At 69.9% G+C, this 18,803-nt stretch carries 13 protein-coding genes and 1 pseudogene; 9 read left to right on the top strand and 5 right to left on the bottom strand.

Features of this window, described 5'->3' with window-relative positions; all coding sequences use genetic code 11:
- Positions 1-4: 4 nt before the first annotated feature.
- The 4 genes and pseudogenes from SCWH03_RS19525 to SCWH03_RS19510 form a co-directional block, all read left to right on the top strand.
- Positions 5-970 (top strand): hypothetical protein, encoded by a 966-nt coding sequence (locus SCWH03_RS19525; protein WP_173265567.1) that lies wholly within the window; start codon positions 5-7, stop codon positions 968-970.
- A gap of 32 nt (positions 971-1,002) precedes the next feature.
- Positions 1,003-1,491: a peptide deformylase gene (locus tag SCWH03_RS19520; RefSeq protein WP_254076867.1), complete on the top strand. Its 489-nt coding sequence runs from the start codon at positions 1,003-1,005 to the stop codon at positions 1,489-1,491.
- 133 nt (positions 1,492-1,624) lie between these two features.
- Positions 1,625-2,098, top strand: a complete 474-nt coding sequence (locus SCWH03_RS19515; RefSeq protein WP_173265565.1) for an NUDIX hydrolase — start codon at positions 1,625-1,627, stop codon at positions 2,096-2,098.
- Positions 2,099-2,162: 64 nt separating this feature from the next.
- Positions 2,163-2,639 (top strand): annotated as a pseudogene (locus SCWH03_RS19510) (ATP-binding protein); the annotation flags it as partial.
- A gap of 299 nt (positions 2,640-2,938) precedes the next feature.
- Here the strand turns inward: SCWH03_RS19510 and SCWH03_RS19505 are convergent.
- The 3 genes from SCWH03_RS19505 to SCWH03_RS19495 all read right to left on the bottom strand — a co-directional run bounded on the left by SCWH03_RS19505 (position 2,939) and on the right by SCWH03_RS19495 (position 6,122).
- On the bottom strand, positions 2,939-4,468 hold the full coding sequence (locus SCWH03_RS19505) for a helix-turn-helix domain-containing protein (RefSeq protein WP_173265564.1): 1,530 nt from the start codon (positions 4,466-4,468) through the stop codon (positions 2,939-2,941).
- Between the two features lie 407 nt (positions 4,469-4,875).
- On the bottom strand, positions 4,876-5,775 hold the full coding sequence (locus tag SCWH03_RS19500) for a Vgb family protein (protein WP_173265563.1): 900 nt from the start codon (positions 5,773-5,775) through the stop codon (positions 4,876-4,878).
- 131 nt (positions 5,776-5,906) lie between these two features.
- The gene (locus tag SCWH03_RS19495) at positions 5,907-6,122 is read right to left on the bottom strand and encodes a hypothetical protein (RefSeq protein ID WP_173265561.1); all 216 of its coding nucleotides are present in this window, start codon (positions 6,120-6,122) and stop codon (positions 5,907-5,909) included.
- A gap of 510 nt (positions 6,123-6,632) precedes the next feature.
- Here SCWH03_RS19495 and acnA point away from each other — a divergent pair.
- Together acnA and SCWH03_RS19485 are read left to right on the top strand one after the other, a co-directional pair.
- Complete coding sequence (gene acnA, locus SCWH03_RS19490) at positions 6,633-9,350, top strand: aconitate hydratase AcnA (protein WP_173265638.1); 2,718 nt, start codon at positions 6,633-6,635, stop codon at positions 9,348-9,350.
- 208 nt (positions 9,351-9,558) lie between these two features.
- Complete coding sequence (locus SCWH03_RS19485; protein ID WP_254076866.1) at positions 9,559-9,846, top strand: hypothetical protein; 288 nt, start codon at positions 9,559-9,561, stop codon at positions 9,844-9,846.
- A gap of 261 nt (positions 9,847-10,107) precedes the next feature.
- On the opposite strand, the gene SCWH03_RS19480 is transcribed toward SCWH03_RS19485, so the two are convergent.
- Complete coding sequence (locus tag SCWH03_RS19480; protein ID WP_173265560.1) at positions 10,108-11,007, bottom strand: LysR family transcriptional regulator; 900 nt, start codon at positions 11,005-11,007, stop codon at positions 10,108-10,110.
- A gap of 170 nt (positions 11,008-11,177) precedes the next feature.
- Between SCWH03_RS19480 and SCWH03_RS19475 the strand changes: the two genes are divergently transcribed.
- Complete coding sequence (locus tag SCWH03_RS19475) at positions 11,178-11,546, top strand: DoxX family protein (protein WP_173265559.1); 369 nt, start codon at positions 11,178-11,180, stop codon at positions 11,544-11,546.
- 399 nt (positions 11,547-11,945) lie between these two features.
- Here SCWH03_RS19475 and SCWH03_RS19470 read toward each other — a convergent pair whose 3' ends face one another.
- Positions 11,946-15,785, bottom strand: coding sequence for a GH92 family glycosyl hydrolase (locus SCWH03_RS19470; RefSeq protein WP_173265558.1), 3,840 nt, complete (start codon positions 15,783-15,785; stop codon positions 11,946-11,948).
- A gap of 555 nt (positions 15,786-16,340) precedes the next feature.
- Here SCWH03_RS19470 and ngcE point away from each other — a divergent pair.
- Positions 16,341-17,792: an N-acetylglucosamine/diacetylchitobiose ABC transporter substrate-binding protein gene (ngcE, locus tag SCWH03_RS19465; RefSeq protein WP_173265557.1), complete on the top strand. Its 1,452-nt coding sequence runs from the start codon at positions 16,341-16,343 to the stop codon at positions 17,790-17,792.
- Between the two features lie 78 nt (positions 17,793-17,870).
- Positions 17,871-18,794: a carbohydrate ABC transporter permease gene (locus SCWH03_RS19460; protein WP_173265556.1), complete on the top strand. Its 924-nt coding sequence runs from the start codon at positions 17,871-17,873 to the stop codon at positions 18,792-18,794.
- The last annotated feature ends 9 nt before the right edge of the window (positions 18,795-18,803 follow it).

The following is an 18,803-nucleotide window of genomic DNA, read 5'->3' as shown; positions in this document are numbered from 1 at the left end:
GACCATGCCGAAGGACACAGCCCGCCGCCCCCGGTCTGCCACAGCAGTTTTCGCGCTCGGCATCTGCCTGGCGCTGCTCGTCGGTCTCGGAGCATGGCTGCTGCTCGGCCGAGAGTCGGCTCCTCCATGCAGCGACCTGACGGTGAATGCCCGTGTTCAGAAGTCCGTCGGCGAGGCCGTGCGGCCTGGAATGAGCTGCCAGGCCCTCGGTGAGGCCATCGTGAAGGCATCGGTCGGCGACGACCAGGGCAACCACACACTCGCGCAGGCCCAAGCCCTCAAGGACGTCCTCACCACGCTGGGAGCCCAGGGCACCGGGGGCGGCGCCGTCGACCCTGCCCTGCGCCGCCCCCTGGCCGTCGCCCTGACCGACTACGCCCCCGACCTGCACGCGATGCTCGGCGGCATCACCATCGAGGACTTCGTGACCAAAGCTGCCCCCGAAGCACCGCCGTGGGAGTCCGACGGCACCCACCACCTGACCGTCCTGACCGACACCCTGCGCAATGTCGTGCGCGGCATCGCCGAAGACCCCGACGCCTACGCCATGCTGCGTCTGGCCGAGACCCGGACCACCGGACAGCGTCTCACCGCCGTTCCAACCGACGCCAAGGAATACAGTCTCAGCGTGCCCCCCACCGAAGGCGCTCGCGCGCTCGGCGTTCTCGACGGCATCGCCGACTCGGTCACCCGTGACCTGGATGAGAAGCAGGCACAGGAATGGCGTGCGGCCGTCGTCGACGGGGTCGACGACGGCCGCACCTCGACGGAGAGGGGCCTCGCGGCAACCTGGCTGGATGGTCTACACGGCTTCCCGGAGGAGCAGCGGTATGAGCGCCTTCGCACCCAGGGTGTCGACATGACTCGCCTGTGGACGGAGCACCGGAACATGGATGGGCCTACACGGCAGGGACTCCTCGCTGAGGTGGAACGAAGCGCACTCACCGCCTACCGCGAAGTCAAAGTCTGATGCGTGCGGCTCGTTCAGGGACGCTGATCAGCATGAGTTTCAGCGCCCCCATCCTGGCCGAGCCCGCCCGCCCCTTCCTGCTCCCTGACGAGCGGGAGCCCGCCGACGCCGCCGTCGGCCAGTTCCTCGACGCCATGGAACGTATCCGCCGCGCGCACGACTTCTCCGGCAAGGGCTCGGGCCTGGCCGCCCCGCAGATCGGCATCGGCCGGTCCGCAGCCGTCGTCCAGCCGCCCGCCGCAGACCCGATCGTGCTGCTCAACCCCAGAGTGACCGCCGCCTCCGAGAAGATGGACGAGAAGTTTGAGGGATGCCTGTCGTTCTTCGACGTGCGCATCCCGGTTCCTCGGCCGTTGCGGGTCGCCGTGGAGACGGTGACGCTGGACGGGAGCCCGGCGGCCGCGACCTGCCAACGCGGCGAAGCCCGGCTCAGCGCCCACGAGATCGACCACCTTGGCGGTCTTGTGCTGCTGAAGCGGATACGGCCCGGCGTGAGACCGGTCCCCCGTCGATGTCTGTAAGCACCTCTCTGGGCTCCACTGCACGGAACTGAAGTGGCTCCAGGCGTGAGAAGTTGATCTGGCTCCGCTTTGCGCTCAGGGCGCCGCATGGATCTCGGACGTCGGGATAGGGTCCGTTGGGAGGTGTGGGGGAATGAGTTTCCGGCTGGCGGCGTACGCCGTGTGCATCGAGGGCGGGCGGGTACTGCTCGCCCGTCATGTGCCGCCGAAGGGTGAGAGCAACTGGACTCTTCCGGGTGGCAGGGTCGAGCACGCGGAGGATCCGTTCGACGCGGTGATCCGGGAGGTCGCCGAGGAGACCGGCTGCGAGGCGGTGGTCGAACGCCTGCTGGGCGTGGACTCCCGGGTGATCCCCGCTGCCGAACGTGCCATCTCTGGCGGACCAGAGCATCAGAATGTCGGCGTCTTCTACCAGGTTCGTATCACTGGCGGCCAGCTACGGCCGGAGCTGGACGGCGAAATCGCCGAGTCGGTCCGGACTCCGATTCCTGATGTCGCTCGCCTGCGCCGGTCATCGCTGGTCGACATCGGCCTCGCCCTGGCTCTGACGCTTCCGGCGACCGGCCACGTTGCTGCCGTCCCGGTCGGCGGCCTGATCCAGCACTGAGGCGCGATCAACATCCGAACTGGCTGCACAGCAGGCGGCGCCGTTCGCCAGCGGATCGGCAGGCACCCTCTCCGACCCGTCCTGGGTCAAGGCCGGGCAGCCGCTCTGCCTGATCGGTGACTCCGGCACCGGCAAGTCTCACCTGCTGATCGGGATCGGCACGGCCATGGCCGAGGCCGGACTCAAGGTCCGCTACACAACCACCGTGAACCTGGTCAACGAACTCGCGGAAGCCGCCGACGAGAAGAAGCTGATCCGTCTCATCGCCCGCTACGGCCGCGTTGACCTGCTCTGTCTGGACGAGTTCGGCCATCTCGACCTGGACAAGGCTGGCGCCAAGCTGCTGTTCCAGATCTTCACCGGGCGGGAGGAACGGCGGGCCATCGCGATCGCCTCGAACGCTCCGTTCTCGGAGTGGAAGCAGACCTTCACCGATCCCCGTCTCTGCACGGCGATCGTTGACCGGATCACGTTCAACGCGCACATCGTCGAGACCGGCACCCAGTCCTACCGGTTCGCGCAGAGCCGGCAAGGTTCATGATGCGCGAGCTTGCTTCCGCAGTGAGATGGGCTCGTGGAGGGTGTATGAGGGTGACCGTAAGGCCGTGAGTCGACCACCCGGCCCCCTTTCTCTTCATCCATAAGTTGTTCAGGCCGACACCCTGCCTGTGGCCCATCACGTGTGTAGTGCCGGGCAATCCGTCCCTCAGCCCCTGAGGCCGACAGCCTGCTGACTCGGCCCAAAAGTCCCTGAGAAGTCCCACAGGCGAAGCCGAACCCCCTCCTGGCTCGCATAAGTGCAGGTCAGGAGGGGTGTAACGGCGTTGATTCTGACGGCTTTCAGATGTCCCGGAAGATCTCGATCTGCGCGCCGACCGAGTTGAGGCGCTCCGCCAGCTCCTCGTACCCCCGGTTGATGACGTAGACGTTGCGGAGCACCGACGTGCCCTCGGCCGCCATCATCGCGAGCAGGACGACCACGGCCGGGCGCAGCGCCGGCGGGCACATCATCTCGGCGGCCCGCCAGCGGGTCGGGCCCTCGACCAGGACGCGGTGCGGGTCGAGGAGCTGGAGCCGGCCGCCGAGGCGGTTGAGGTCGGTGAGGTAGATGGCGCGGTTGTCGTAGACCCAGTCGTGGATGAGGGTCTGCCCCTGGGCGACGGCCGCGATCGCCGCGAAGAACGGCACGTTGTCGATGTTGAGTCCGGGGAACGGCATCGGGTGGATCTTGTCGATCGGCGCCTCCAGCTTGGAGGGGCGGACGGTCAGGTCCACCAGCCGGGTCCGTCCGTTGTCGGCGGTGTACTCGGGGGTGCGGTCGTGGTCGAGGCCCATCTCCTCCAGCACGGCGAGTTCGATCTCCAGGAACTCGATCGGCACCCGGCGGATCGTCAGCTGGGATTCCGTGACGACGGCGGCCGCGAGCAGGCTCATCGCCTCGACCGGGTCCTCGGAGGGGGAGTAGTCGACGTCCACGTCGATCTCGGGCACGCCGTGGACGGTCAGCGTGGTCGTGCCGATGCCGTCGACCCGTACGCCCAGGGCCTCCAGGAAGAAGCACAGGTCCTGGACCATGTAGTTGGAGGAGGCGTTGCGGATCACCGTGACGCCGTCGTGGCGGGCGGCGGCCAGCAGCGCGTTCTCGGTCACCGTGTCGCCGCGCTCGGTCAGCACGATCGGGCGGTCCGGGGCGACCGAGCGCTCGACGGCCGCGTGGTAGAGGCCCTCCGTCGCGGTGATGTCCAGACCGAAGCGGCGCAGTGCGATCATGTGCGGCTCGACGGTGCGGGTGCCGAGGTCGCAGCCTCCGGCGTACGGCAGGCGGAAGCGGTCCATCCGGTGCAGCAGCGGGCCGAGGAACATGATGATCGAGCGGGTCCGGCGCGCGGCCTCCGCGTCGATGGCGTCCATGTCGAGCCGGGCCGGGGGAATGATCTCCAGGTCGGTGCCGTCGTTGATCCAGCGGGTGCGCACGCCGATGGAGTGCAGCACTTCCAGCAGCCGGTAGACCTCCTCGATGCGCGCCACCCGGCGCAGGACGGTGCGGCCCTTGTTCAGCAGCGATCCGCAGAGCAGCGCGACGCAGGCGTTCTTGCTCGTCTTGACGTCGATGGCACCGGAGAGGCGGCGTCGGCCGACCACCCGCAGATGCATGGGACCGGCGTAGCCGAGCGACACGATCTCGCTGTCGAGCGCCTCGCCAATCCGGGCGATCATCTCAAGGCTGATGTTCTGATTGCCGCGCTCGATGCGGTTGACGGCGCTCTGGCTGGTGCCGAGTGCGTCGGCGAGCTGCGACTGCGTCCAGCCCCGATGATGCCGGGCGTCACGGATGAGCTTGCCGATGCGTACGAGGTAGTCGTCTGCCATAGGGGCAGGCTATCTCAGATATGAGATGAGACGTCTATTGGGGTGGACCAAATGGGTGACACCTGGTCTTGATGCTCCCTCACTTGCTCAACTCGGGCAAACCGGATTGCTCCGTTCGGGGCGCCGGGGGCGCCGGGGGTGCCGGGGGTGCCGGGGGTGCCGGGGGTGCCGAGGGGGGCGGGCCGGTCCGCCGCCGGTGCCGGGTCGTGGGTCGGCCCTCGCGCGCTGCGGCCGCCCTGCTCCGGGCGTGCCTGCGGCCCCCGGTCGCCGATGCGGCGTCCGTCACTCGTGTCCTTTGCCAATGAAGTGAGTCCGGCGGGGTGGTGCTGAGCTGGGCGGACTGGATTGAATGGCAAAGGACGGTGTCGATGAACGTGGGCAGGCCGCTCCAGCCGGGGAGCTGGGGCTCAGCGTGGTGTGAGTCGGGCGACCGTTCCGATCTCCAGGGCTGTCCAGATCGCTCCGTCCGGTCCCAGGGTGATGCCGTGTGGTTCGGAGGACGGGCTGGGGAGGTCATGTTCGTCGATTCGGCCGTCGGTGGTGATCCGGCCGATGCGGTTGGCTCCCCATTCGGTGAACCAGCAGTTTCCGTCGGCGTCGGCTGCGATGGCGTGCGGGCGTGACGCGGGGTCGGGCAGGGCGAATTCGTCGATCTTTCCGTCCCGTGTGATCCGTCCGATCTGGCCGGCGCCGATCTCGACGAACCACATGGCTCCGTCGGCGCCGGTGGTGATGCCGACCGGGGCAGCGGCCGGTGTGGGTAACGGGTGGACGGTGACGTTGTTGTCGAGTCCGATGGTGCCGATCGCGTGCGCCTGGTTCATCGTGAACCACAGTCGGCCGTCCGGGCCGGTGGTGATGGCTGACGGGAAGGCTCCCAAGAGCGGGAGAGGGAACTCGGTGACGTGGCCGTCGGGTGTGATACGGCCGATGCGGTCGGCGCTTGCTTCGGTGAACCACAGTGCCTCGTCGGGGCCGGCGGTGATGCCGAAGGGTCCGGCATCCGGCGTCGGCAGCGGGAACGAGGTGATGTTCCCGGTCGTGGTGATGCGTCCGATCCGGTGGCTGCGGAATTCGGTGAACCACAGCGCGTCGTCGGGTCCTGCGGTGATGGTCGACGGTCCGCTGGAAGCGGATTCGAGCTGGTAGGCGGTGACGTCGCCGTCGGGTGTGACCCGGCCGATCTGTCCGTGGTGGACCATGGTGAACCACAGTGCGCTGTCGGGGCCGCAGGTGATTCCGTAGGGGCCTGCGTCGCTGCCGGACGCGGGGAATTCTCCGATCGGAGAGGTCGGACGGCGCGGCATAGGGCGGGTTCCTTCATCGGCGGGTGGGGTGGAGTGCGGCGACTGCGGATGCTATCCGGAGCGCTTCTTGGCCGCCTCTGGTCAATGCTGCTGCGCGATGCAGTCGGGGCACTTGGGTGCTGGGTGCTGTCTCAAGCGGATCTGCCCTGGCGGGACCGGAAGTAGGCGTTGATGGAGGAGTAGGACACGGAGATGTCGTGGTCGTCCATGAGCCGGGTCCAGACCTCTCTGAGGTCGAGGTGTTCGGCGAGTATGGCGTCGATCAGGGCCCGGGTGGAGTCGTTGATGGCGGAGGCGGGCCGTCTGGTCGGCGGCCGCGTCCTGTGGGGGCCCTTCCTGGCCCACATGGCCGCCCGTGGTCACGGCGTAGTACCAGCCCGCGAAGCTGCGGCCACCCTTGTTCCACCGGAACCTGCGCACGGGCGGTACGTCCTCGAACCGGACACCCCACCCGGAGCCCAACGCGGTGCGACGACGCTGACCGCTATCGAAGAAGTCCAGTTCAAAGGCACCCAGAGCAGGATCGCCGTACGCGCCTACCGGTTCCCCACCGTCTCCCCAGACAGTCAGCCGCAAACGATCACTCAGCCTTCGGTGAGAAAACCTAGCGGTCACCAGCCTTCGGTGACAACGCTCAACCTTCGCTGCGAGAGATCACTCGCGTCCGGACATGACCGGGCAGCGGTCATGTACTAGAGTTATCTCGACATCGAGATATCTACAGAAGGCGAACCGCAACCACCTTCCGCCGGACCGCTGGGTAAGGGTGCCCTAACTAAGTCTTACCTTAGCGGATGGTGTGGAGTCGCAGGCGGCAGGATGCGGTCGGTACGCGCACATTGATGAAGGAGACTGTCGTGTCGGCGAACAGCTTCGACGCCCGCAGCACACTGCGCGTGGGCGACGAGTCGTACGAGATCTTCAGGCTGGACAAGGTCGAGGGCTCCGCCCGCCTCCCCTACAGCCTCAAGGTCCTCCTGGAGAACCTGCTCCGCACCGAGGACGGCGCGAACATCACCGCCGAGCACATCCGTGCGCTCGGCGGCTGGGACTCGCAGGCGCAGCCGAGCCAGGAGATCCAGTTCACGCCGGCCCGCGTGATCATGCAGGACTTCACCGGCGTGCCCTGCGTCGTGGACCTCGCCACCATGCGCGAGGCCGTCAAGGAACTCGGCGGCGACCCCGCGAAGATCAACCCGCTCGCCCCCGCCGAGCTGGTCATCGACCACTCCGTCATCGCCGACAGGTTCGGCACCCCGGACGCCTTCGCCCAGAACGTGGAGCTGGAGTACGGCCGCAACAGGGAGCGCTACCAGTTCCTGCGCTGGGGCCAGACCGCGTTCGACGAGTTCAAGGTCGTCCCGCCGGGCACCGGCATCGTCCACCAGGTGAACATCGAGCACCTGGCCCGCACCGTCATGGTCCGGGGCGGCCAGGCGTACCCCGACACCCTGGTCGGCACCGACTCGCACACCACCATGGTCAACGGCCTCGGCGTGCTCGGCTGGGGCGTCGGCGGCATCGAGGCCGAGGCCGCCATGCTCGGCCAGCCCGTGTCGATGCTCATCCCGCGCGTCGTCGGCTTCAAGCTCACCGGCGAGCTGCGGCCCGGCACCACCGCCACCGACCTGGTCCTCACGATCACCGAGATGCTGCGCACGCACGGCGTCGTGGGCAAGTTCGTCGAGTTCTACGGCGAGGGCGTCGCCGCCACCTCCCTCGCGAACCGCGCCACCATCGGCAATATGTCGCCGGAGTTCGGCTCCACCGCCGCGATCTTCCCGATCGACGACGAGACCCTGAACTACCTGAAGCTCACCGGCCGCAGCGAGCAGCAGGTCGCGCTGGTCGAGGCGTACGCCAAGGAGCAGGGGCTGTGGCTGGACCCGGCCGCCGAGCCCGACTTCTCCGAGAAGCTGGAGCTGGACCTCTCCACGGTCGTCCCCTCCATCGCCGGCCCGAAGCGCCCGCAGGACCGCATCGTCCTCGCCGAGGCCGCCGAGCAGTTCGCGCAGGACGTCCGCGCCTACGTCGACAACGTCGAAGAGGCGGGCAAGGAGTCCTTCCCGGCATCCGACGCCCCGGCGCTCTCCCCGAACGGCTCCCCCTCGAAGCCGACCCCGGTCACCGCCCCCGACGGTTCGACATACGAGATCGACCACGGCGCCGTCACGGTCGCCGCGATCACCTCCTGCACCAACACCTCGAACCCGTACGTCATGGTCGCCGCCGCACTGGTGGCCAAGAAGGCGGTCGAGAAGGGCCTGACCCGCAAGCCGTGGGTCAAGACCACCCTCGCCCCGGGCTCCAAGGTCGTCACCGACTACTTCGACAAGGCGGGCCTGACCCCGTACCTCGACAAGGTCGGCTTCAACCTCGTCGGCTACGGCTGCACCACCTGCATCGGCAACTCCGGCCCGCTGCCGGACGAGGTCTCCAAGGCCGTCAACGACCACGACCTGGCCGTCACCTCGGTGCTCTCCGGCAACCGCAACTTCGAGGGCCGGATCAACCCCGACGTCAAGATGAACTACCTGGCGTCCCCGCCGCTGGTCGTCGCCTACGCCATCGCGGGCTCCATGAAGATCGACATCACCCGGGAGGCGCTCGGCGCCGACACCGAGGGCAACCCGGTCTACCTCAGGGACATCTGGCCCTCCGAGGCCGAGGTGAACGACGTCGTCGCCAACGCCATCGGCGAGGACATGTTCAACAAGTCCTACCAGGACGTCTTCGCCGGCGACGCGCAGTGGCAGGCGCTGCCCATCCCGACCGGCAACACCTTCGAGTGGGACGCCGAGTCGACCTACGTCCGCAAGCCCCCGTACTTCGAGGGCATGACGATGGAGACCACCCCGGTCACCGACATCGCGGGCGCCCGCGTCCTCGCCAAGCTGGGCGACTCGGTCACCACCGACCACATCTCCCCGGCCGGTGCCATCAAGGCCGACACCCCGGCGGGCACGTACCTCACCGAGCACGGTGTGGCGCGCCGCGACTTCAACTCCTACGGATCGCGCCGCGGCAACCACGAGGTCATGATCCGCGGCACGTTCGCCAACATCCGCCTGCGCAACCAGATCGCGCCGGGCACCGAGGGCGGCTACACCCGCGACTTCACCCGGGACGGCGGTCCGGTGTCGTTCATCTACGACGCCTCCCGCAACTACATCGAGCAGGGCATTCCGCTGGTCGTCCTGGCCGGCAAGGAGTACGGCTCCGGCTCGTCCCGCGACTGGGCCGCCAAGGGCACCGCGCTCCTCGGCGTCAAGACCGTCATCGCCGAGTCGTACGAGCGCATCCACCGCTCGAACCTCATCGGCATGGGCGTCCTCCCGCTGCAGTTCCCCGAGGGCGCGTCGGCCGGGTCCCTCGGCCTGACCGGTGAGGAGACCTTCTCCTTCGCCGGTGTCACCGAGCTCAACGAGGGCACGACGCCCCGCACGGTCAAGGTGACCACCGACACCGGGGTGGAGTTCGACGCGGTCGTCCGCATCGACACCCCCGGTGAGGCGGACTACTACCGCAACGGCGGCATCATGCAGTACGTGCTTCGCCAGCTTGTCGGTTCCTGACCCGATTGACCTGATGTGAACGAGCGCCCTGCCCCTGCATTTCGTGCGCGGGAGCAGGGCGCTCGGGCGCGGCGGGGCGGAAGACGCCGTCTGCGACCATGATCGCAGGCGATCCGTTCCCGGAGCGGAGCGGTGAATCCTGCGGTGGCCAAGAGCCCCGCACCGTGGCGTCTCCGTCTCGCAGCGCGAGGCCGAGGGGCGTGCCCGCTTGCCGAACTTTGCCGCGCAGCTCATCACGGTCACCCTCGACGACTGTGGCTCGCTCGCCGAGAGGATGTCCAGAGCTTTCCCCTGGATGCTTGCGCTGTCGCCGGCCGACCGGGAGTCCTGCGCGCAGGACCTTGTCGATGCGGCGCGCGCATCGTTCTCCACTGACCAGCCGCACCTCGCGATCGCAGAGCTGACCTCCGGGAAAGAGACGGCCACTGCCATTGCGGCCGGGCTCGGCAACGGCAGGGCCCACGGCCGTTCCGGCCGCCGCGGGGCCACCCGGTGACCGGCCGGGCTCCGCACCCGTGCGGTACGGCGCCCACGCGGTCTGCCAGGGGCCGCAACCTCGATCCCCGCTGCGAGGTTGCGGTCCTTCGCCGTCGTCGTCCGGTCCCAGGGCTCTGACGGTCCCCGTCCGCTGCCGGGGCCGCCCGCGCCCGGGCACCCGGTGAGCACCGTCGTTCCGCGCCGGACGCTTCGGTCCGCGCCCTCCCTCCGCACCATGCGACGAGCGGGCCCCGGCCCTGAGCGCGGTGCGGGCGACGGGTCACCGCGGGCCGGTCACCGCTTCGCGGCAGCAGTCGACGAAGTCCCGCACCACGGCATTGCCGTCGTCCGCGGGAGCCCACGCCACCGCGACCCGGCTGGGGCTGACACCGCTCACCGGCCGGTAGGCAACCCCGGGCCGGGCGTAGAAACGGGCGGCCGACTCGGGCGCGAGCGCGACTCCGTAGCCGTTCGCGATCGCGCTGAGCCAGTCGTCCGGCCGGTCGGTGACGGCACCGATGCGGACGGGCCGGCCACCGCGCTCGTCCGCCGCCAGCCAGTAGTCGCGCCAGGGACCGGTGTCCGGCGGGGCCGCCACGAACGGCTCGTCCCACAGCTCCTGGAACGAGAGCTCCTCACGCGCGGCCAGCGGATGGCCGGAGGGGAGGGCAACCCACCGCGGCTCCTCCAGCAACTCCGCCACGCGCAGCGCACCCTGACCGGGGAACGGCAGACGCAGCAGGGCGGCGTCGACGTCCCCCTCGGCGAGCCCGGCGGTCGGGTCCGACCAGGCCGCCTGCCGCATCTCCACCCGCCAGCCCGGCCGGCGTCTGGTGAACTCCGCGATGATGCCCGGCGTCGACTCGTTGGCCGCGCTGGCCAGGAAGCCCACTCTCAGTACCCGCTCCGCCCGGCTTGCCGCGCCCCTGGCCTCCCTCAGCGTCCCGTCCCAGTCCGCCAGCAGCGGCGGGACCCGGCGCGCCAGGGCCCGGCCCGGTTCGGTGAGCGCCATACCGGTCCGGGAGCGCGTGAACAGCGCAACGCCCAGCAGGGTTTCCAGCTGCCGCACCTGTCTGGTCAGCGCCGGCTGCGACACGAACAGCCGCTCCGCCGCGCGGGTCAGACTCCCCTCTTCGGCCACGGCGACGAAGGAGCGCAGCAACCGGGTGTCCACATCCATGCCGCCAGGTTATGGAAAGGGGCATTGGACGCCCCGCAGCGTGCTCGGCAGGCTGGAGGTGTCGCACGGCGGCCGCCCGAAACCGGCCGCCCCGGGCCGTCGCCGGGCACGCGTCGCCCGCAGCCCGTCACGATCAGCCCCCCGTCCCTGCCGAGCCGAACAGAGGCCCCATGTTCACCGCCTACGCGGTCGTCACCGCAATCACCATCGCCGCCAACGCCGTGGAGGCCGTCGCCAACTTCCTGAGGGCGCGGTTCGTGGTCGCCAACGCCGCCGCGGTCGGTGTCCCGCCGTCCTGGCTGCCCGTACTCGGCGCGCTGAAAGGCGCCGCTGCCCTGGGGCTGCTGCTCGGCCTCATCGGCTTCACCACCATCGGCAAGGCCGCCGCCACCGGGCTGGTGCTCTTCTTCATCGGGGCCCTGGTGTTCCACGTCCGCGCCCGTGTCTTCCACAACCTCGCGGGTCCGCTGCTCTTCCTGGGCCTGTCGATCGCAGCGCTCGTGCTCGCGGTCGCGATTCCGGCCGCCCGCGGAGGCTGAGAGCCGCCCCGCGGCCCCATGCCGGCCTCTCCGGGCGTGGCCTCCCAGGTACGGGCCTCCGTGCCGTCCGCCACGCGGGGTCCCTGTCGGGCTCCCGCGTACGGTCCCCAGACCAGACCAGACCAGACCGGGCCAGAACAGACCAGACCGGACCGGACTGGGCCGGACCGGGCCAGGCCCGGAGCCGCGCCCTTCCCGGAGCGTTCCCCCGGCGCAACCGGGGGAACGCTCCGCGCAGGTCCGGTCCCCTCGTGGGCCCTACGGCGTACTCCGGTGGCCGCATGCACGGCGAGGCCGCACCCCGGCGGGACCGCGTCCCGACCCGGTCCCGGACGCGGCCCGCCTCCGCTCTCGCCCTCCGTTCCCGCCTCCGCCTCCGTTCCCGTCCCCGGGCAGCGCTCAGGACAGCAGCTCGACCTCCGCCAGCACGGGCCTGACCGCGCCCCCGGCGGGGACCAGCCGGTACTCCCGGTAGCTGCCGGGGCGGGCGACGGTGAACACCCGCGTCTGCCGGTCCCAGGCGAACGACTCCCCCGAACGCCGGTCCAGATCGGTCCACGTCGTGCCGTTTCGGGAGCCCTGGAGCACCCAGCCCCCGGGGGCCCGGTCGTGCGCCGCGGAGGTGAGCGTGTACTGCACGGCCCGCGTGGCCCCGGCGACCGGCAGGTCCACGGCCGCCTCCAGCTCCGCCCGAGTGCCCGAGGTGTCGTCGAAGAGTGCGCCCGTGCCGCGGATCGCGTCCCGGCGGGGCGAGGGCACCTCGTCGTCCCGGGTGATCGAGACGGGCCCGGCGCCCTTGCCCGTGCCCCAGCGCGACGGCTTCGGCCCCATGGCGAACTCCAGGGTGCCGCCCCGCGCCAGCAGCCGGTGGGGGAGCGCGGTGGAGTCCCAGCGCTTGCCGTTCACCTTCAGGCCCTGGACGTAGATGTTGCGGGCGCTGTTCCGGGGCGCTTTCACCACGAGTTCGCGGCCGTTCTCCAGGCGGACGGTCGCCTTCCGGAAGAGCGGGGAGCCGACGGCGTACTCCCCGCTGCCCATCACCAGCGGATAGAAGCCGAGCGCGGAGAACAGGAACCAGGCCGACTGCTCGCCGTTGTCCTCGTCGCCGTGGTAGCCCTGCCCGATCTCGCTGCCGGTGTAGAGGCGGGAGAGGACCTCGCGCACCTTCTGCTGCGTCTTCCACGGCTGGGCGGCCGCGTTGTACATGTAGGCGACGTGGTGGGCGACCTGGTTGGAGTGGCCGTACATGCCCATCCGCACGTCGCGGGCCTCGGTCATCTCGTGGATGACGCTGCCGTAGGAGCCGACGAACTCCGGTGACGCCGTCTCCGGGGTCGAGAAGTAGGTGTCGAGTTTCCCGGCGAGGCCCGGTCGGCCGCCGTACAGGTTGGCCAGTCCCCGGCTGTCCTGCGGCGCGGTGAACGCATAGCCCCAGCCGTTGGTCTCGGTGTAGTCGTGGCCCCAGACCCGGGGGTCGTACGCGTCCGAGGGGACCCGCCAGGCGCCCTTCGCGTCGCGGCCCTGGAAGAAGCCCGCCTTTCCGTCGAACAGCGTCACGTAGTTGCGGGCCCTGTTCAGGAAGTAGGCGGACTCGTCCTTGTAGCGTGCCTTCCCGGTCTTGGTGTGGAGGGCCGCCGCCATCCTCGACAGGCCGTAGTCGTTGAGGTAGCCCTCGAGCGACCAGGACAGGCCCTCGTGCGTCTCGGTGGAGGCGTAGCCGAGGAACGGCGAGGTCTCCATGCCCTTGCGGCCCACGCCCTGGTGCGGCGGCGCCACCGTGGCGTTCTTCAGCGCCGCCTCGTACGCCTCCCGAGCGTCGAAGCCGCGGACGCCCTTCACATACGCGTCGGCGAAGGCGACGTCGGAGGAGGTGCCGGTCATCAGATCGGCGTAGCCGGGGGAGGACCAGCGGGAGATCCAGCCGCCGTCCCGGTACTGCTGGACGAACCCGTCGACGAGTTCGCCCGCCTTCTCCGGGGTGAGGAGGGAGTAGGCCGGCCAGGTCGTCCGGTAGGTGTCCCAGAAGCCGTTGTTGACGTACACCCGGCCGTCGACGATCTTCGCGCCCGTGCGGGTCGGGGTGTCCGGGCCGGTCTGCGGCGAGAAGGGGCTGGCGTATCTGTCCTTGCCGTCGACCTTCTCGAAACCGGAGTTCGGGTACAGGTACAGCCGGTAGAGCGAGGAGTAGAGGGTCACCAGCTGGTCGTGGGTGGCGCCCTCGACCTCGACCCGGCCGAGCAGGGCGTCCCAGGCGTCCCGCGCCCGGTCCCTGATCCGGCCGAAGGACGCGGATGCGGGGATCTCCTGCGCGAGGTTCTTCCTGGCCTGGTCGACGCCGATCAGCGAGGTGGCGATGCGCAGCGTCACGGTGCGGTCCTCGCCCGCGTCGAACCGCAGATGGCCGGCGACGCCCTGGGACGAGGAGGAGATGACGGGCGCGTCGAAGACGCCGTACACGAACAGCCGGGTGGCGCCGGTGGACAGCCCGCTCTTGACGTCGGAGTAGCCGGTGAAGGAGCTGGTCTCCGGGTCGAGCGTCAGCCCGGCCTGCTCCGTGACGTTGTCGAAGAGCACCGACGCGTCATCGCCCGGATAGGTGAACCGCATCATCGCCGCGTGGTCGGTGGGGGCGATCTCCGCCTTCAGCCCGTTCTCGAACGTCACGCCGTAGTAGTGCGGCCGGGCGGTCTCCTTCTCGTGGCGGAAGGGCAGGGCGCGGGCGGTGCGGCCGGTGTCCGGGGTGCCCTTCGCGGCGGACGGCATCAGCTGGAAGGTCTGCCGGTCGCCCATCCACGGGCTCGGCTCGTGGCTGGCGCTGAACGCCTGCACCGTGGGCAGGTTGTCGGCGTTGTTGGCGCGCGCGTACTCGTACAGCCAGCTCAGCGAGCCGGCGTTGGTCACCGGGGTCCAGAAGTTGAAGCCGTGCGGGACGGCCGTCGCCGGGAAGGTGTTCCCGCGCGAGAACGCGCCGCTGGAGTGGGTGCCGCGCACCGTCGAGGCGTAGTCCGAGAGGTGCGCGAGCCGCTTCTCGGGTGCCTTCGGGGCGATCCGGATGTCGTCGACCCACCCCTGGAACTTCGCCGGGCCCTCGGGCGCGTCGTACGCCACCAGGATCCGGTCCACGGTCTTCCCCGCGGCGACCGAGCCGATCCGGGACGCCACATGGTTCCACTGGTTGACGTAGAGCCGCTTCGCGGCGCCCTGCCCCTGCGGCGTGAGCGGCCCGCCGTGCGAGTCCACCGCCCGGAGGTCGCTCAGAAGGGTGCCGTCGGTGAAGGCGAGGTCGACCGCTACGTTGGTGGCCGGGTAGCGGAGATCGGTCTCGGCCATCGACGGGAAGATCCGGTACGACAGCTCCGTGTCCCGGCGCACGGCCGTGTCGACGTCGAAGACCTTGTTGTACGAGTACGCGCGGCCGTCCGGTGTGTGCGTGCCCGCGTACCGCAGGGCGCGCGTGCCGGTGAAGCCCGCGCGGGCCTTCGCGGTGGGGGAGCCCGCCGGACCGCGGTCGACATGGCTGCGCATGTCCTCTGGCACGGGGCTGTCGGTGTCGCCGTCGGAGAACTGCACGTCGGCGAGCTGGACGATGTCCGGGGCCCCGTTGTTGCCGGTGATCTCCAGGCGGTAGTGCGGGTACGCCCCGGCCTTCGCCGGGTCGATGCCGTACGTCCTCGTCTGGAAGCGCTTGTCGAACGTCTGGCCCTCGCGGGCGTCCAGGACCGTCCAGTCCTCTCCGTCCTTCGAGCCCTTGAGCGTCCAGTCCCTCGGGTCGCGCTCGGCGAAGTCGTTGGCCGAGGTCAGCGCGTAGGTGACGACCTTGACGGGGCCGTCCGTGTCGAACTCGACCCAGCCGGCCGGTTCGAAGGTGAGCCATTTGGTGGACGGCTGGAGGTCGACCAGGTTCTCCTTGGTCTCCCCTGAGCCTGCGTTCTCGCCGCTGGCGCGGAGCTCGACCACCCGGTCGGTGACATTGCCCGGGATGCCCGTGGCGAAGCCGCCGTCGACCCCGGCGGACCGCTTCGCCCCGTCCGGCCCGGTGTCCACGGTGTCGCGCCATGCGGGCTGGGGCTCGTCGGTCTCGAAGGAACTGGAGAACTCCGCCGCGGGGGCCGGGGGCCGCTCGGGGACGGCGACGGCCGCCGACTGCGCCGTCACCACCAGCAGGGAAGCGGCCGCCACCAGGGCGGCCGAGCGGGCGCGGGGGTGATGGGGGTGCCTGGGGCTGGATCGCTGCCGCATGGGAAGCCTTTCCTCCCGCCGGAAGGGGTGGGCAAGGGCACAGAGAAGGCATGGGGCACGGGTGGACAGGAGCTGGGACAACGTTGTCAGAAGTGCTGTGCAGGCACCAGTAGGGAGGCAAGTGGCTGTCGGTGTCAAGGGTGTTGACGGTGTGCCGGGTGCGGATCCGGCCGCTTCCGCGGGACTCCCGCGACGGCGCACGGCCGCCCCCGTACTGTGTACAGGTGTTCTCGCGCGCGTTTCCGACGTGTCCGCCCCCGTGAGGTCCCGACTCGGGCAAGACTGCCGCGGAACCCTGTCTTCGATCTTGCTACGCCGAAGGGGAGTGGGCTGTACCCGTCGGCGTCCGCCGCACCGGCAGGCTCGGCGGAGGGCCGGGGGAACGGGCAGGCGAAACCTCGTCTGCGGCCCGAGGCGGCACTCCCGTTCCCACTGCCATGGAACGACCCCTGCACGACCAGCTTCAGCAATCGACCGCGGTGGCGGGGCCCTTCGTCCCAGGAAGGACGGGCGACCGGCTCACCGCCTGAGTCCTGGAGAAGGCGAGGACTGAGCATGGGATCCACCCCCGGCCACCCGAACGGCGGCGGCATCGGGCGCCGCGACCTGATCAAGCGGTCCGCGGCGCTCGGCCTGGCCGCCCTTCCCGCGGCGGGCTTCCTGTCCGCCTGTGCCAGCGGCGGTGGCGCAGGCGGCTCCAAGGTCGAGAAGGGCGAGGTCACCAAGACCAACCCGCTCGGCGTCAACGGGACCGCCGCCCTCGAAGTCGTCATCTTCGACGGAGGTTTCGGACAGCAGTACGCCATCGACGCGGAGAGGAAGTACAACGCGGCCTTCCCCGGGGCCCCCAAGGTCACCCACAAGGCCACCCAGAAGATCCAGTCCGAGCTCCAGCCGCGGTTCAACGGAGGCACCCCGCCGGACCTCATCGACAACTCCGGCGCCGAGCAGATGGACATGGGCGTCCTCGTCGGCAAGAAGCAGCTCGCCGACCTCACCCCGCTGCTGGACGCGCCCTCGATCGACGACCCGGGCAGGAAGGTCCGGGACACACTGCGCCCCGGCATCGTCGAGATGGGCCGGTTCGACGGAGCACCGGTCCGGGTCCTGTACTACGCCTACACGGTCTACGGCGTCTGGTACTCGCGGACCGCGCTCGACCGGCTCGACGCGCGCTACCCCGAGACCTGGGACGAGATGCTGGCCCTGTGCGAGAAGGCGAAGAAGCAGGGCGTCGCGGGCTGGACGTACGCCGGCAAGCACCCGTACTACCTGCCGTTCTCGCTCTACCCGTTCATCGCCAAGATCGGCGGCCGGGAGGTCCTGGAGTCCATCGACAACCTGGAGCCGAACGCCTGGAAGCACCCGGCCGTCAAGGCCGCGTTCGAGGCGTACGACGAGCTCCAGCGCAAGGGCTACGTCCTCAAGGGCACCCCGGGACTGGACCACATCCAGTCCCAGACCGCCTGGACCAAGGGCAGGGCGCTGTTCATCCCCAACGGCTCCTGGGTGGAGAACGAGGCGGCCGGCACCATGCCGGAGGACTTCGACCTGGCCGTCGCCGCGCCGTCCGGGCTCGACGCCTCGGACCGGATGCCCTTCGGCACCCTCTGGGCCTCCGGCGGCGAGCCCTTCATCGTCCCGGCGAAGGCGCGGAACGTCGAGGGCGGTATGGAGCAGCTGCGGATCATGCTCGGCGAGGAGTCCTCGAGGAACTTCACCCGGCAGGTCAAGTCGCTGACCGCCTTCGACGGCGGCACCGACGGGATCGAGCTGACGCCGGGTCTGGAGTCGGGCCTCGCCGCGCTGGAGAAGGCCGGCGAGAACGTCGTCAACCCGCGGCTGCCGGACTGGTACGTCAAACTCCAGAAGGAGCAGATCGGCGTCGCCGGTCTCGGCGAGATGATGGCCGGGCGGCTCACCCCGGCCGAGGCCGTCGGCAGGATCCAGGGCTTCGCCGACCGGGCCGCGCAGGACCCGTCCGTCAGGAAGTACCGGCACCGGTGAGCGGCCCGTGCTCCCGGGGCGCGCCCCGGGAGCACGCAGCACGGGGCGGATCACTCCTGAGGATCGGGGTCGGCAACCATGCAGCACGGCAAGTACCGGTTCATCGCGGGGTTCCTGGCGGCCCCCCTGGCGCTCTACGCGCTCTTCGTCGTCTGGCCGTTCGTCCAGTCCATCTACTACTCCTTCACGGACTGGACCGGTCTGAGCCCGGACTTCTCTCTGGTCGGCCTCGACAACTACGCCAGGCTCTGGGACGACGACGTCTTCTGGGCGTCGCTCCGGCACAGTCTGCTGTTCGCGCTGCTGCTGCCGGTGCTGACGATCGGGCTCGCGCTGTTCTTCGCGTTCATGATCAATGTGGGGGGGCGGCCCCGCAGGGGAGCGGCGGTCTCCGGGGTGCGGGGCTCCTCGTTCTACAAGATCGCCTACTTCTTCCCGCAGGTGCTCTCGATCGCGATCGTCGCCCTGCTCTTCCAGTTCGCGTACAACCCGGAGAGCGGGGCGATCAACTCCGGACTGCGGGCGGTCGGACTCGGCGGGGTGCAGCCGCTGTGGCTCGGTGACCCGGACCTGGCCCTGTGGTGTGTGATGGCGGTCCTCGTCTGGTCCACGGTCGGCTTCTTCGTCGTCCTGTTCTCCGCGGGGATGGCGTCCATCCCCAGGGACTTCTACGAGGCGGCGCTGCTGGACGGCGCGGGCCGGATCACCACCTTCTTCCGGATCACCCTGCCGCTGCTGCGGGACACCATCCAGTCCGGCTGGGTCTACATGGGCATCCTCGCGCTCGGCGCCGAGTCCTTCGCCGTGGTGCAGATCATGACCACGGGGCCGGGCGGTCCCGACTACTCGACCACCGTGCTGGTGCTGTACGTGTACCAGTCGGCGTTCCGCGACGGCGCGGCGGCCTATGCGACGACGATCGGCGTCGCCCTGCTCGTCGTCACGCTGGCCTTCGCGGCCGCCGTGATGAGGCTGGGCCGCCGCGAGCGCCTGGAGTACTGAATTGAAGAC

This window comes from Streptomyces pacificus (genome assembly GCF_011766325.1).
Classification (GTDB): Bacteria; Actinomycetota; Actinomycetes; order Streptomycetales; family Streptomycetaceae; genus Streptomyces; species Streptomyces pacificus.
Note: the sequence above shows the minus strand (reverse complement) of the source record. Positions and strands in the feature narration are given on the sequence as shown.